Genomic DNA, 15295 nt, shown 5'->3' with positions numbered 1-15295 from the left:
ATCTGAAATCGATGAGAAAACCGTCGGATCCCGGCGGTTTTTTTATGTCGTCTTAGGCATCATCGGCTCTACTTGCACGAGCATAAGTTCGATTAAGAGGTGATGTCCATGCTCGTCCGTCTGCTGACATTGGCCGGCGCTGCGGCAGTCGCGGCCATCGTGGTCCCGAACCTTGCGACCAGGTTTCTGTCCCACCCAGACAACGGGAAGGTCACTCAGGTAGCTGCAGCCCCGCCGACGACCACCGCGAAATACGCGATGGGGCGCAGCGTCGTGCTCGACGCCGACGACAGAGGGCACTTCATTGGCACCTTCCGCATCAATGGGCGAACGGAACGCGGACTGGTCGATACCGGCGCCAGTGCGATCACTATCAACTTTTCAACCGCAAGGCGGCTCGGGATTTCGGCGAACACGCTCGACTTCGCCGCGGCACGTGTCAACACGGCCAATGGCATCGTCGGGGCAGCGCCGGTGGTCCTCAGCCGAATCGAGATCGGCGGCATATCGGTGCGCGACGTTCAGGCGCTGGTGCTTCCGGACAAGGCGCTCTCGGGGACTCTGATCGGCATGACCTTCCTGAACCGGCTGTCCTCTTTCCGTGTCGAGGACGGCGACCTGCATCTGGTCAGGTGATTTTCGCGAGGATCGGGGACCTCGTCTCCGGCTCGACCTCATCGATCGTGTAGAGTGCCAAAAGGCGTCGCCGGGCCGCTTCCGCCGCCTGCTGGTCTGCCGCGTGAACGAAGGCGATGAGATCGCCCTTCGCGACCCGCGTTCCAAGCGGCTTCAGCGCATCGAAACCGACGCGGTGATCGATCCTGTCGTCTGGATGCGAACGCCCGCCGCCGAGCGCGATGACGGCCATGCCCAGTTCCCGCGTCTCACAGGCGGCGAGATAGCCGGACTGCTCGGCTTCGACCGGCAGAATGACCGGCGCACGTCCGAGATAGGCGACCGAGCGCTCGATGAAATCCGCCGGGCCACCCAGCGCATGTACCATCTTCCCGAACCGTTCCAGTGCCGCTCCGCTGCCAAGCACTTTGCGCGCCTGGGCTTCACCCTGTTCGGCATCACCGGCAACGCCGCCGGCCACCAACATTTCGGCGGCAAAGGCGAGCACGACGGTTTCAAGCCGCGTTCCCTTCTTCTCGCCTCGAAGGAAAGCCAGGCAATTGTCGATCTCCAGTGCATTGCCGGCCGCGTCTGCCAGGGGCTCGTTCATGTCAGTCAGGAGTGCGGAGGTGCGAACGCCGGCGCCATTGGCAACGTCGACCAACGAGCGCGCCAGGATTTCGGCCTCACGCGCATCGCTCATGAAGGAGCCGTTGCCGAGCTTGACGTCCAGCACCAGCGACTGAAGGCCGGCCGCGAGCTTCTTCGACAGAATCGAGGCCGTGATCAGCGGTACCGAATCGACGGTCGCAGTGACATCGCGGATCGCATAGAGGCGCTTGTCGGCAGGCGCGAGATTAGCGGTCTGGCCGATGACCGCGCAACCGATCTCGTCGACCGTCCTGCGGAAGACACTCGCCGACGGCTGGATATCATAGCCGGGTATGGATTCGAGCTTGTCGAGCGTGCCGCCGGTGTGCCCGAGGCCGCGCCCTGATATCATCGGCACGGCGAGCCCGCAGGCGGCAACGATCGGCGCCAGCATCAGCGAGACGTTGTCGCCGACACCGCCGGTCGAATGTTTGTCGGCAATGGGTCGTTTAATGGCGCTCCAGTCGAGTGTTTCGCCGCTATCGCGCATCGCCAATGTCAGCGCGACGGTCTCCTCGCGGCTCATGCCGGAGAACCAGATCGCCATGGCGAAGGCGGCGACCTGCCCTTCGGAGATCGAACCATCCGACAGGCCGCGAACGAAATCCGCGATCTCGGCCGAGGCGAGGTGCTCGCCGTTGCGTTTGCGCCTGATGGTTTCCTGCGGAAGCATCGTCACCCGCGCACCGCGTCGGCCGCGATCATGTCGGCGAGGATCGCGGCAAGCCGCTTACCGCCGATCGGCGCCATGTCCTTCGTCTCGTGATGGCTGATCTCGCCACCGGTCATGCCGGCGCCGAAATTGGTGATGACCGAGGCGGCAACGACGCGGAGGCCGAAGAAGCGCGCGAGGATGACTTCCGGAACCGTGGACATGCCGACCGCATCGGCGCCAAGGATGCGCGCCATGCGGATCTCCGCCGGCGTTTCGAAGCTCGGTCCGGAGAACCACATGTAGACGCCGGCGAGAAGCGGAATGCCGAGGCGCTCGGCGCTCTCCTGCATTCTTTCCGCAAGCTCGGCATCATAGGCATTGGTCATGCCGACGAAGCGATCGTCGCTGTCGACGCCGATCAGCGGGTTGAAGCCCGAGTAGTTGATGTGGTCGGATATCCGCATCACCGATCCCGGCGGCAGATCATCCCGCAGCGATCCGGCGGAATTGGTCAGCACCAGGCATTCGATGCCGAGCGCCTTCAGGGTTTCGAGCGGGACGCGCATCGCATTGGCGTCGCCCTGCTCGTAGTAGTGGACCCGACCAGACAGCATGACAACAGGCACGCCCGAGAGCGTTCCGGCCACAAGTTCGCCGGCATGGCCGGAGACGCTGCTGACCGGGAAGCCCGGGATTTCGGCGTAGGAGAGGCGCAACGTCTCGTCCAAAGCCTCGACCAGAGAACCGAGGCCGGAGCCGAGCACGATGCCATAGCGTGGAGAGAGGTCCCCGAGCCTGGCTTTCAACAGTTCAGCGGCCGCGGTCATCCGAGAATCTCGGTCTCGAAGCTGTGCGGCAGCAGGTCCGACAGTGCCAGGGTCTTTTTCACGCCGGTCTCGTCGCACAGGAAGATGCGCGTGCTGGCGCCGGAGAACTCCGCCAGCCGCTGGCGGCAGCCGCCGCAGGGCGGGCAGAGCGCCAGCTTCTCGGCAATGACGGCGACTTCCATGATCTTGCGCTGACCGGCCATGACCATATGGCTGATCGCGGTGGTCTCGGCGCACCAGCCCTCGGGGAAGGACAGGTTCTCGATGTTGGCGCCGGTATAGATCTTGCCGTCCTCGGCGCGGATCGCCGCGCCGACCGGAAACTTCGAGTAGGGCGCATGCGCCTTGGCCATTGCGTCACGCGCGGCTTCGAACAGTTCCTTTTCCATGGTTCTAGCGCTCCTTGACATAGGGGACGCCGCCGGCCTTCGGCGGAATGGCCTTGCCGATGAAACCGGCAAGCAGGATTACGGTGAGGATATAGGGCAGCGCCTGCATCAACTGCACCGGCACCTGGCCGATCAGCGGCAGCGGATTGCCCTGCAGACGGATGGCGAGCGCATCTAGGAAGCCGAAAAGCAGGCAGGCGAGCATGATGTTGAATGGACGCCACTTGGCGAAGATCAACGCTGCCAGCGCGATATAACCCTTACCGGCGGTCATTCCCTTGACGAAGCCGGCGGTCATGGCCAGCGACAGATAGGCACCTGCAAAGCCGCAGAGAATGCCGCAGCAGATGACGGCGCGATAGCGCATCCAGATCACCGAAATACCGGCTGTGTCGACCGCGCCCGGGTTCTCGCCGACGGCGCGCAGCCGCAGGCCGAAGCGGGTGCGGTAGAGGATCCACCAGCTGAGCGGCACCATGGCAAAGGCGACATAGGTCAGGATGAAATGCCCGGAAAGCAGGTCCGAATAGATCGGACCGAGGATCGGGATTTCGCGGATGCTGTCGGCATAGGGGAAGGTGATCGTCTGGAAGCGCGCACCTTCGCCGAGTGCCGGCGTGCGGCCGCCCTGGCGGAACCAGGCCTCGCCAAGGATGACGGTCGAGCCGGCGACGATGAAGTTGATCGCGACACCCGAGACGATCTGGTTGCCGCGCTGGGTGATCGACGCATAGCCGTGCACCAGCGACAGCGCGATCGAGATCAGGATGGCGGCAAGCAGCCCCATCCAGACCGACTGGGTGACGGCCGCAACAGCGCCGGCGGCAAAGGCAGCACCAAGCATCTTGCCTTCAAGGCCGATGTCGAAGATGCCGGCGCGCTCGGTGAAGAGCCCTGCCAGCGCTGCGAAGATCAGCGGGACGGATACGCGGATGGTGGACTCGAGGAGCACCACGATGACGTGGAAGAAATCCATGGCTTCAAGCTCCCTTGGTCTGTGCCACGACGGCCGCACGGCGGCTCTGCATCGCAAACAGCCGGGCGATCGCCGGCCTGAACATGTTTTCGAGTGCACCGGCAAAGAGAATGACGAGACCCTGGATGATCACGATCATGTCGCGCGAGATCGACGGCATTTCGAAGGAGATTTCGGCTCCGCCCTGGTAAAGCATGCCGAAGAGAATGGCGGCCGGGATGATGCCGGCCGGATGCGAGCGGCCCATCAGCGCCACGGCGATGCCGACGAAGCCTGCGCCCTGCACGAAGTCGAGCTGCATGCGCCCCTGCTCGCCCATGATCGGATTGAGCGCCATCATGCCGGCAAGCGCACCGGATATCATCATGGTGATGACGGTGATGCGGCTTTCACTCATGCCGGCGTAGCGCGCGGCCGAAGGGCTGTGGCCCATGGTGCGCATTTCATAGCCGAGCTTGGTGCGCCAGATCAGAAGCCAGACGCAGAAGGCCGCGACGAGCGCCAGCAGGAACGAGACGTTGAACGGCGCCGTACCGATATCCAGCCCGAAGATCGCGAGCAGCCAATCGAGCTTGGGCAGTTGCCCGCCTTCGGCGAAGGTGCGCGTCTGCGGCGACATCGAGCCGAGCGGCTTCAGCACCCGCGTCAACAGGTAGACCATCAGGCTCGAGGCGATGAAGTTGAACATGATCGTCGTGATGACGATGTGGCTGCCGCGCTTGGCCTGCAGCCAGCCGGGCAGGAAGGCCCAGGCAGCGCCGAAGAAGGCGGACCCGAGGATCGCCAGCGGGAACACCACGAACCACGGCATCGTCTGGTCGAGCCAGAGGCAGGCAAGCGCCACGCCGATACCACCGACATAGGCCTGGCCTTCGCCGCCGATGTTGAAGAGGCCGGCATGGAAGGCGACTGCGACGGCAAGACCGGTGAAGATGAAGGTGGTGGCGTAGTACAGCGTGAAGCCGAGATATTCGCCGCGGCCGAAGGCGCCGTTGATCAGGTGATAGGCCGCTTCCAACGGATTTTCACCGACGAGCAACACGACGAGACCGGCGACGAGGAAGGCAACAGCGAGGTTGACCAGCGGGACGAGGCCGTATTCGACCCAGCCCGGAAGCTTAGCATAGGGGGTGCTCATTCTGCGGCCTCCTTGCGGCCTTCAACGCCGGCCATCAGCAGGCCGAGTTCGCCCTCGGTCGCATCCGGATCGCGCTCGCCGACGACACGGCCGGCAAACATGACGAGGATACGGTCCGACAGGGCGCGGATTTCATCGAGCTCGACGGAGACCAACAGGACAGCCATGCCCTGGTCGCGCATCTCGATGATCCGTCTATGGATGAATTCGATGGCGCCGACATCGACGCCGCGCGTCGGCTGGCCGATGATCAGCACATCGGGCCCGCGCTCCATTTCACGCGCCAGCACGATCTTCTGCTGGTTGCCGCCGGAGAAATTGGCGGTCTTCAGCCGCGGATTCGGCGGGCGGATATCGTATTCGGCGATGCGCTGCTCTGCGTCCTTGCGGATCGCATCGACGTTCAGGAAGACGCCGTTGAGGTAACGCTTGTCGTGATGATAGCCGAGGATCGCGTTTTCGCATTCCTCGAACTTCAGCACGAGACCGACATGGTGGCGGTCTTCCGGCACGTGGGCGAGACCACGATTGCGCAGTTCGGAGGGGTCGGCGCGGCCGGTAACGTCGATGGGCTTACCGTTGAGAAGCACGGAGCCCGACACGGCGCGACGAATGCCCGAAATCGCTTCGAGCAGCTCGGATTGGCCGTTGCCGGCAACTCCGGCAATGCCGACGATCTCACCCGCCCTCAGGTTGAAGGAGACGTTGTCAACCATGGTGACACCGCGGCCGTCCTTGACCGTCAGCCCCTCGACCGCGAGCTTCACCTCGCCGGGCTTGGCCTCGCCCTTTTCGACACGCAGCAAGACGCGACGCCCGACCATGAGTTCGGCAAGCTCTTCGACCGAGGTTTCAGCCGTCGTGCGCGTTGCTACCATCTCGCCGCGGCGCATGACCGACACCTCGTCGGTGATCGCCATGATCTCGCGCAGCTTGTGGGTGATGAGGATGACGGTCTTGCCCTGGTTCTTCAGCTGTTCGAGCACCCGGAAGAGATGGTCGGCCTCAGCCGGCGTCAAGACGCCGGTCGGCTCGTCGAGGATCAGGATATCGGCCCGGCGATAAAGTGCTTTCAGGATCTCGACGCGCTGCTGCAGGCCAACGGGCAGTTCCTCGATGACGGCATCCGGATCGACTTCTAGCGCATATTCGCGCTCCAGCCGCTTCAGCTCGACGCGCGCCTTGGCAATACCTTTGTTGAGGATCTGGCTGTCCTCGGCGCCGAGCATGATGTTTTCGAGCACCGTGAAGTTCTCGACCAGCATGAAATGCTGGTGGACCATGCCGATGCCGGCGGCGATCGCCGCATTCGGATCGCGGATCGCTACGGGTTTTCCGTCGACGAGGATTTCACCGCTATCGGCCTGATAGAAGCCGTAGAGGATCGACATCAGGGTCGATTTTCCCGCACCGTTTTCGCCGATGATGCCGTGGATCGTCCCTTTGCGGACTTTTAGATTGATGTTCTTGTTGGCGTGGACCGGACCGAAACTCTTGTCGATCCCACGCAGTTCGATGGCAATATTGTCCATATTGGCCTTGCGATCCCCAAACTGGCCCGCTTCGGCATTCTTCCCAGAAACCGTGCCGGCGATTTTTTTACCATTTGGTCTAAGTTTATCATCGATTTTTCGGGGCGAAAGCCCTCAACCGTGATCTCCTTATACTCTCATCAGATCGCTGGTGAGAGTCCAGCGTGAATATACACAGGCACTTGGACGCGAAAAACCGGCGACAACGGGTGCCGCCGGTCCTTCATATTGGGATTATTTGGTGGTTCTCAGACGGCTCGTACGGGCCGAAGCAGCCTGAGGGCATTCATCGTGACGAGAACGGTCGCACCGGTGTCGGCGAGGATCGCCGGCCAAAGGCCGGTAACGCCGATGATCGTCGTCACCAGGAAGACCGCCTTCAGGCCAAGCGCAATCGTGATGTTCTGAACGATGTTGCGCATCGTCGAGCGGGAGAGCCGGATCATCGCCGCGACGTCGCCGACACGGCCGTGCAACACCGCCGCGTCCGCCGTTTCCAGCGCCACATCGGTGCCGCCGCCCATGGCGATACCGATGTCGGCCGCGGCCAGCGCCGGCGCGTCGTTGATGCCGTCACCGATCTTGGCGACGTTGAAGCCTTCCGCCTTCAGTTCGCGCACGATGCGTTGCTTGTCCTCGGGCAGGAGCTCCGCACGGACTTCCATGCCGAACTGGCGGCCGATCGCTTCGGCCGTGCGGCGGTTGTCGCCGGTCAGCATGACGACGCGGAGGCCGGCGTCCGTGAGCGCCTTCACACCAGCCGCCGCATCCGGCCGGGGCTCGTCACGCATTGCAATGGCACCGGCAATCACGCCACCGGCGACCAGCACCGAAACGGTCTTACCTTCATCGTTGAGCGCGGCGACGCGCGCCTTTTCGTCTGCCGTCAACGGCGTCCGCTCGGCTGCGGCCTTCGGCGAACCGAAGAACAGCGCGATGCCTTCGACGGTCCCTTCCAGCCCCTTGCCGCCCACCGCATTCACGGTGGCGATATTGGGGATCGCAACGCCATCAGCCGTGCTGCGCTCCAGGATGGCCCGGGCAAGCGGGTGGCTCGATCCCTGCTCCAGCGCTGCGGCAAGACGCAGGACCTCCGCCTCCGACCGGCCGAAGCCGACGATATCCGTCACCTTCGGCTTGCCTTCCGTCAGCGTCCCGGTCTTGTCGAAGGCGGCGGCCGTGACTTTGCCGACATTCTCAAGCACGGCGCCGCCCTTCATCAGCAACCCACGACGGGCGCCGGCCGAAAGGCTGGCGGCGATCGCTGCCGGTGTCGAGATGACGAGCGCGCAGGGGCAGCCGATAAGGAGAATGGCAAGACCCTTGTAGATCCACTCGTCCCAGAAGCCGCCGGAGAGAAGCGGCGGCAGCACCGCCACAAGCGCCGCGACGACGACGACACCCGGCGTATAGTAGCGCGAGAAGCGGTCGATAAAGCGCTCGGTCGGCGCCTTGCTTTCCTGGGCTTCCTCCACCATGCGGACGATGCGCGCAATGGTGTTGTCGGCAGCGGCGGCCGTGACCCGCACGCGCAGCGCGCCGGAGCCATTGACGGTGCCCGCAACCACGGTGTCATCGACTTCCTTGCGCACCGGCGTGCTCTCGCCGGTAACCGGCGCTTCGTCGACGGCACTTTCGCCGGAGAGAATGACTCCGTCAGCCGGAATGCGGTCGCCGGGGCGAACGAGAATGACGGCGCCCCCGCTCAGCGTTTCGGCCGGAACCTCATCCAGCCGCCCATCGCGCTCGACGAAGGCGGATTTCGGAACGAGCGCCGTCAGCGACTGGATGCTGGCGCGCGCCTTGCCGGCGGCCACGCCCTCCAGCAGTTCACCGACCAGGAAGAGCAGGACGACCATTGCCGCCTCTTCCGTCGCGCCGATGAAGACCGCGCCGATCGCGGCGATCGTCATCAGCATCTCGATCGAAAACGGCGTGCCCATGGTCGCAGCGACAAAGGCGCGCCGCGCAATCGGCAACAGGCCGACGAGCATGGCGAGGGTAAAGATCCAGGGCTCGGTCGCCGGGATCGTCTTGCCGACCGCATAGGCGGCAATCAGCGCCAGGCCGCTGGCAATCGTCAGCTTGCCCTTGCCCGACTTCCACCAGGGGCCGCTCGTCGGGCCGTGGTCATGACCGTGAAGGCCCATCGCTGCCGCGGCTGTCTCGCCCTTCTGGCTGGCGTTACCCTCGTGATGATGGGCGTGCTCATCGTGTCGATGACCATGATCATGGTCATGGTCATGGTCATGGTCATGACTGTGATCGCCGTGATCGTGGTCGTGGTTATGGTCATGATCGTGTCCGGAGCAGACATGCGCCGCTTTCCGCTCCGACGCCTGGCCTGCCTGGATCGGATGCAAACGATAGCCGAGCTTTCCGACCCTGCTCACAATCGACGTCGCAAGATCGTTTTCGTCGGCAAACTTGACCGACATGGTGCCCGCCGACACAGAGACCGATACGTCCTCGACGCCCGACAGCCGGCGCACCGCCGTATCGATCTTGGACGCGCAGGACGCGCAATCCATGCCCTCGACGCGATAACGGGCTTCCCGAATAGTGCTCGCCATAACCTGCTCCTTGCAAATTCTGAAGCAAGGCTACGACCTCTAGCAACTAGAGCTACAAGGCCAAATTGCTGCGTGATTGCAGATTTTTTGGCGAATTATCGCGACAGGAAGCGGATGACCCAGTCGGCAATGCCCCGATAGGGCGGTTTCACCAGGTCGCTCGGCGCCGGATCGAGTTTCCTCAGCACCGGCATCGCCTTGGAGAAGGTCAGGAACCCGTCGCGCCCGTGATAGTGGCCCATGCCGCTGGCGCCGACGCCGCCGAAAGGCAGGTCGTTGCAGCCGAACTGGTAGAGCGTGTCGTTGACGCAGACCCCGCCGGCGACGATGCGTGACAGGACGGCCTCGATTTCAACGTTATCGCGACTGAAGCAATAAAGTGCCAACGGGCGGTCGCGATCGCGCACATAGGCGATGGCTTCGTCGATGGAAGCGTAACTGACGATGGGAAGGATGGGCCCAAAAATCTCCTCGCCCATGACGGCGCTGTCGTGGTCCGGATCAAGCACGAGCGTCGGCAGCAGGACGCGTTCCCGCGCTATCGCGTCTGCTGCCCCTTCGAGAAGGGAAACCACCGGATGACCGCGCGCCTCGGCATCCGCAATGAGCCGCTTCAGGCGCTCGTACTGGGCGTCGTTGATGATCGACGTGTAATCGTCGAGACCACGCTTCGACCGATAGCGCGCCACAGCCTCCCGTTTGAGCTGCTCCACGAAAGCATCCCGCCTGCTCTCATGGATCAGCACATAGTCGGGCGCGATACAGGTCTGCCCGGCGTTGAAGAACTTTCCGGTCGCGATGCGCGCAGCAGCCTTGGCGAGGTCTGCGGCTTCGCCGACGATCGCCGGCGATTTGCCGCCGAGCTCCAGCGTGACAGGTGTCAGGTTCTGCGCGGCCGCCGCCATCACCTTGCGGCCGACGGCGGTCGAGCCGGTGAAGAACAAGTGATCGAAGGGAAGGGCGGAGAAGGCTGCCGAAAGCTCGGCGGCCCCCAGGGCAACAGCCACCCGTGTCTCGGGAAAGACTTCGGCAAGCAGCGAGCGAAGGAATTCCGCGGTGCGCGGCGTGTGTTCGGACGGCTTCAGGTACACGTGGTTACCGGCCGCGATCGCCGCCACCAAGGGGGCAAGCGCCAGGTTGACCGGGTAGTTCCACGGCGAAATGATACCGACGACACCGAGCGGCACGAAGCGCACTTCGGCCTTCGCCGGCCATAGCTTCCAACCGGCCTTGCGTCGTTCCGGCCGAACCCAGTGTTTGAGCTTCGCCAGCATGTGGTCGATCTCCGAGAGTACGACACCCCCTTCGCCAAGCAACGTCTCATGCCGGGCGCGATGACCAAAATCCTCTTCGATCGCCTCGCACATCTCCTCCATGCGGGCACGCAGGCGGTCCCTGAGCCGGCTCAGGTCCGCACGGCGTTGTTCGACGGACGGCCGGTTGTCGCGCCAGGTCGTGCGTAGCCCGTCGAAAGTGGCATGGAGACCTGCGGGGTTGTCAGTGGCTATGGTCATCGGTCGAGCGGGCAAAGAACCATTGGGCTGCGTAGTAGGTGCCAAGCACCCAGAGCGCGTTGAAGGGGATCGCGAAGCGGAAGCGGCCATAGGCGAGTATGCTGTCACTGATCAGGAACAACAGGCCGCCATAGGCGGCGAGCCGTGCCGCCGTTGCCCGGGGCGTTCCCGAAAGCTGTCGGGCGCGGGAAATGGCCTGAGCCGCCATTGCTCCAAGCGCCAGGGCGTAGATGATGACGGGAATGCGCATTTCGTCAGGAAGCGAGGTCCAGAGCCCACCGACAACGGCGAGCGCAACGAGGGCAAAGGCCGCGAAGATGCCTTTGCTTTCGGCAAACTTGGCATCACGGGTGAGTGCGTAAATATAGGTGCAATGGGTCAGCAGAAAGCAAACGAGGCCTGCCAGGAAATAATCACCCGGCAGCATAAGAAAGACATCGCCGGCCGCCGCGAAGACGAGACCGATAGCAACGGCCCAGGCATAGGCGCTGGGTGTTTCAGAGATCGTTCGCAACACCACGACGAGAAGCAGCAGCGTCGCCGTCGGCTTCGTCAGATAATGCAGCCAGCGCCAGGGAGAATCGTCGGGGGCGGCAAGCAGGCTGCCGAGGATCGCCAAAGCGGCGCAGACGAAAAAGAGCACGTGGACGGGCCGGCTTCGGTGGACGTCCAAGGTTCCCTGATAACTCATGTCGCGCCACTCCCGCCCTAAGGCCGCGTTTCGACTCTGTTCCGGCCACGGCGATAGTTTCTATTTTTGCGCGATTGTCCAGCGGGGGCGCGCGGGCATATCGAGCAACACTACACTCCTGACGGACTATTGCGGACATCGCTCCGCTGGTGAACCGTCCGAAGCGCGGCAGGATTGCCATTTCGCCGGCGGCTGGCTCATAGTGCGTTCCATGATCGCCCATTCCGCCAACGGACCGCAGCCAAGATCGGCCCCCGAACTCTTGCTGCTGCACGCATTGCCGCTCGACGGTTCCATGTGGGCGGAGCAGATGCATCTGCTGCCAGACGCAACCCATGCTCCGACCCTCTATTCTTCGGGAGAGACGATTGACGCATGGGCGCGGGCCGCACTCGAACCGCTGAAGGGCGACAATATCATCGTGGTCGGCTGTTCCGTCGGCGGATCATGCGCGCTCGAGGTCGCGACCATCGCACCGCAACGGGTCTCGGCGCTGGTGCTGATCGGCACGAAGGCCAGGCATCATCCCGATCCGACTTTCCATGCCTCTGCGCTCAGGCTGATTGACGAGGAAGGCCCGGAAGCTGCCTGGGAATCCTATTGGGCGCCGCTGTTTTCCCGCACCACCGGTGCGGCGACTGTCAACCGGGCGAAAGAAATGGCGTTACGATCCTCGGCGGCGGAGATAGCAAGGGGCGTTACCGTGTTTCATACGCGGCCGAGCCGGGATCACTGCCTCTCGACGTTTCCAGGGCCGATCACGATCGTGTCCGGAGCGGACGACGTCGCTCCGGGGCCAAGGGCGAGCGCCTCACAGGACGCAGCCGCGATCGACGGCCGTTTGCACGTCCTCCCGGCTTGCGGCCATTATGTCCCACTGGAGCGTGCGTTTGCGCTGAATGCCATCCTGGCGGACGTGATCGGTTTTTTGGCCCTTGCCTGAGCTTGCGACTTGCGCCTGTGTGCGCGCCGTTCAAACGTCAAAAAGCCCGCTGGATTTCTCCATGCGGGCTTTTTTTGATTTGGTTGCGGGGGCAGGATTTGAACCTGCGGCCTTCAGGTTATGAGCCTGACGAGCTACCGGGCTGCTCCACCCCGCGTCCAGCGCAAATCCCTTTGGGATTTGGCGCGGTAGCGTAAACCGCTTGGCGGTTTATGCTTTTTCCGGTCCGGGTTTTGCGAAGCAAAATCCCGTTGTGTGTTTCGATTTTACCTACGCAAAAAGGCCGCTTGGTGGCGGCCCTTGCGTTTCGGCTTGGCCGAGTTTTGTGTCGAGAAGATTTCCGGATTTTATCTTGCGCTTTGCAGACCTGGCAGCGACCTACTCTCCCGCGTCTTAAGACGAAGTACCATCGGCGCTGGGGCGTTTCACGGCCGTGTTCGGAATGGGAACGGGTGCAGCCACCCCGCCAGAACCACCAGGTCGGCAAAGCGCAAGATTTGCGTCTAGCGGACGCAAACCGGATTGAGAAGCTGGTGAGTTGGTCGAGCCAACTCGTTTTGTTTTGAACACGTCGCTCATCTGAAGATGAGCATGAGCAATGGGAACGATCAAGCCAATCGAACGATTAGTACTGGTAAGCTTCATGCGTTGCCGCACTTCCACACCCAGCCTATCAACGTGGTCGTCTTCCACGGTTCTCAAGGGAATACTCGTTTTCAGGTTGGTTTCCCGCTTAGATGCCTTCAGCGGTTATCCATTCCATATATAGCTACCCTGCTATGCCCTTGGCAGGACAACAGGTCCACCAGAGATATGTCCATCCCGGTCCTCTCGTACTAGGGACAGATCCTGTCAATATTCCTACACCCACGGCAGATAGGGACCGAACTGTCTCACGACGTTCTGAACCCAGCTCACGTACCGCTTTAATTGGCGAACAGCCAAACCCTTGGGACCTGCTCCAGCCCCAGGATGCGATGAGCCGACATCGAGGTGCCAAACAACCCCGTCGATATGGACTCTTGGGGGTCATCAGCCTGTTATCCCCGGCGTACCTTTTATCCGTTGAGCGATGGCCCTTCCACGCGGGACCACCGGATCACTATGACCGACTTTCGTCTCTGCTCGACTTGTCAGTCTCGCAGTCAGGCGGGCTTATGCCATTGCACTCGACGACCGATTTCCGACCGGTCTGAGCCCACCATCGCGCGCCTCCGTTACTCTTTCGGAGGCGACCGCCCCAGTCAAACTACCCACCATACACTGTCCCGGATCCGGATAACGGACCGCGGTTAGACATCCATGACGATAAGGGTGGTATTTCAAGGATGGCTCCACAAGAACTGGCGTCCCTGCTTCAAAGCCTACCACCTATCCTACACATGCCGACACGAATGCCAGTGTAAAGCTATAGTAAAGGTGCACGGGGTCTTTCCGTCTGACCGCAGGAACCCCGCATCTTCACGGGGAATTCAATTTCACTGAGTCTATGCTGGAGACAGCGGGGAAGTCGTTACGCCATTCGTGCAGGTCGGAACTTACCCGACAAGGAATTTCGCTACCTTAGGACCGTTATAGTTACGGCCGCCGTTTACTGGGGCTTCGATTCAGAGCTTGCACCCCTCCTCTTAACCTTCCAGCACCGGGCAGGCGTCAGACCCTATACGTCGTCTTGCGACTTCGCAGAGCCCTGTGTTTTTGATAAACAGTCGCTACCCCCTGGTCTGTGCCACCCCAACAGACTTGCGTCCCTTGGGGTCACGCTTCTTCCGAAGTTACGCGTGCAATTTGCCGAGTTCCTTCAGCATAGTTCTCTCAAGCGCCTTGGTATACTCTACCTGACCACCTGTGTCGGTTTCGGGTACGGTCTATACGGTGGAGCTATTTCCTGGAACCGCGTCCCCGCCCACACAATCCAATAAGTGTGAACAAGTTAAGCGATCCGTCACTACCACCAGGCCCACGAATATTAACGTGGTTCCCATCGACTACGCGTGTCCGCCTCGTCTTAGGGGCCGGCTAACCCTGCTCAGATTAACTTTAAGCAGGAACCCTTGGTCTTTCGGCGAGAGGGTCTCTCACCCTCTTTATCGTTACTCATGTCAACATTCGCACTTCCGATACCTCCAGGACCCCTCACGGGTATCCCTTCACAGGCTTACGGAACGCTCCGCTACCACACGTCTTGCGACGTATCCTCAGCTTCGGTGCATGGCTTTAGCCCCGTTACATTTTCGGCGCAAAGACCCTTATTTAGACCAGTGAGCTGTTACGCTTTCTTTAAATGATGGCTGCTTCTAAGCCAACATCCTGGTTGTTTTGGGATCCTCACATCCTTTCCCACTTAGCCATGACTTGGGGACCTTAGCTGGAGGTCAGGGTTGTTGCCCTTTTCACGACGGACGTTAGCACCCGCCGTGTGTCTGCCGACTAGTACTCCTCGGTATTCGGAGTTTGGTTAGGATCAGTAAGACGGTGAGTCCCCATAGCCCATCCAGTGCTCTACCCCCGAGGGTATTCGGTCGACGCACTACCTAAATAGTTTTCGCGGAGAACCAGCTATTTCCGAGTTTGATTGGCCTTTCACCCCTAACCACAAGTCATCCCAATCTATTGCAACAGATGCGGGTTCGGTCCTCCAGTTGGTGTTACCCAACCTTCAACCTGCTCATGGCTAGATCACTCGGTTTCGGGTCTAATGCGACGAACTGAACGCCCTGTTCAGACTCGCTTTCGCTGCGCCTTCACCTATCGGCTTAAGCTTGCTCGTCACACTAAGTCGTTGACCCAT

The 15295-nt window shown here is 61.9% G+C and carries 11 protein-coding genes, 1 tRNA gene and 2 rRNA genes (1 of these 14 cut by a window edge); 2 read left to right on the top strand and 12 right to left on the bottom strand.

All coding sequences use genetic code 11. The features are described 5' to 3' along the window. Positions 1–108 precede the first annotated feature (108 nt). Entirely contained in the window at positions 109–636 is a 528-nt protein-coding gene (locus tag FA04_RS18185; RefSeq protein WP_034805316.1) for a TIGR02281 family clan AA aspartic protease, read from the top strand. Here the strand turns inward: FA04_RS18185 and deoA are convergent. The 9 genes from deoA to FA04_RS18140 form a co-directional block, all read right to left on the bottom strand. Then, on the bottom strand, positions 629–1945 hold the full coding sequence (deoA, locus tag FA04_RS18180) for a thymidine phosphorylase (protein ID WP_034805112.1): 1317 nt from the start codon (positions 1943–1945) through the stop codon (positions 629–631). The two genes, FA04_RS18185 and deoA, sit on opposite strands and share 8 nt — an antisense overlap. After that, positions 1942–2748, bottom strand: a complete 807-nt coding sequence (locus FA04_RS18175; RefSeq protein ID WP_034805114.1) for a purine-nucleoside phosphorylase — start codon at positions 2746–2748, stop codon at positions 1942–1944. The genes deoA and FA04_RS18175 overlap by 4 nt, the downstream gene beginning before the upstream one ends. Next, positions 2745–3137 (bottom strand): cytidine deaminase, encoded by a 393-nt coding sequence (locus FA04_RS18170; RefSeq protein WP_034805117.1) that lies wholly within the window; start codon positions 3135–3137, stop codon positions 2745–2747. Before FA04_RS18170 ends, FA04_RS18175 begins: the two co-directional genes overlap by 4 nt. Before the next feature lie 4 nt (positions 3138–3141). Next, complete coding sequence (locus FA04_RS18165; RefSeq protein WP_034805120.1) at positions 3142–4113, bottom strand: ABC transporter permease; 972 nt, start codon at positions 4111–4113, stop codon at positions 3142–3144. Positions 4114–4117: 4 nt separating this feature from the next. After that, positions 4118–5251, bottom strand: coding sequence for an ABC transporter permease (locus FA04_RS18160; protein WP_034805123.1), 1134 nt, complete (start codon positions 5249–5251; stop codon positions 4118–4120). Further along, the gene (locus tag FA04_RS18155) at positions 5248–6783 is read right to left on the bottom strand and encodes an ABC transporter ATP-binding protein (RefSeq protein WP_034805126.1); all 1536 of its coding nucleotides are present in this window, start codon (positions 6781–6783) and stop codon (positions 5248–5250) included. Before FA04_RS18155 ends, FA04_RS18160 begins: the two co-directional genes overlap by 4 nt. A gap of 248 nt (positions 6784–7031) precedes the next feature. Then, positions 7032–9356 (bottom strand): heavy metal translocating P-type ATPase, encoded by a 2325-nt coding sequence (locus FA04_RS18150; protein ID WP_034805129.1) that lies wholly within the window; start codon positions 9354–9356, stop codon positions 7032–7034. 95 nt (positions 9357–9451) lie between these two features. Beyond that, positions 9452–10864, bottom strand: coding sequence for a coniferyl aldehyde dehydrogenase (locus FA04_RS18145; RefSeq protein WP_034805320.1), 1413 nt, complete (start codon positions 10862–10864; stop codon positions 9452–9454). Beyond that, on the bottom strand, positions 10854–11561 hold the full coding sequence (locus FA04_RS18140) for a lysoplasmalogenase (protein ID WP_034805132.1): 708 nt from the start codon (positions 11559–11561) through the stop codon (positions 10854–10856). Before FA04_RS18140 ends, FA04_RS18145 begins: the two co-directional genes overlap by 11 nt. Here FA04_RS18140 and FA04_RS18135 point away from each other — a divergent pair. Further along, positions 11560–12504: an alpha/beta fold hydrolase gene (locus FA04_RS18135; RefSeq protein WP_082936524.1), complete on the top strand. Its 945-nt coding sequence runs from the start codon at positions 11560–11562 to the stop codon at positions 12502–12504. The genes FA04_RS18140 and FA04_RS18135 overlap by 2 nt on opposite strands. A gap of 80 nt (positions 12505–12584) precedes the next feature. Here the strand turns inward: FA04_RS18135 and FA04_RS18130 are convergent. The 3 genes from FA04_RS18130 to FA04_RS18120 all read right to left on the bottom strand — a co-directional run. Beyond that, a tRNA-Met gene (locus tag FA04_RS18130) sits at positions 12585–12661 on the bottom strand. Positions 12662–12869: 208 nt separating this feature from the next. Continuing rightward, positions 12870–12984: ribosomal RNA gene (gene rrf / locus FA04_RS18125) — 5S ribosomal RNA — on the bottom strand. Between the two features lie 124 nt (positions 12985–13108). Next, a 23S ribosomal RNA gene (locus tag FA04_RS18120) occupies positions 13109–15295 on the bottom strand (it continues 609 nt past the right edge of the window).

It is taken from the genome of Ensifer adhaerens (assembly GCF_000697965.2).
Lineage (GTDB): Bacteria > Pseudomonadota > Alphaproteobacteria > Rhizobiales > Rhizobiaceae > Ensifer > Ensifer adhaerens.
This window is presented reverse-complemented; position numbering and strand designations above follow the sequence as displayed.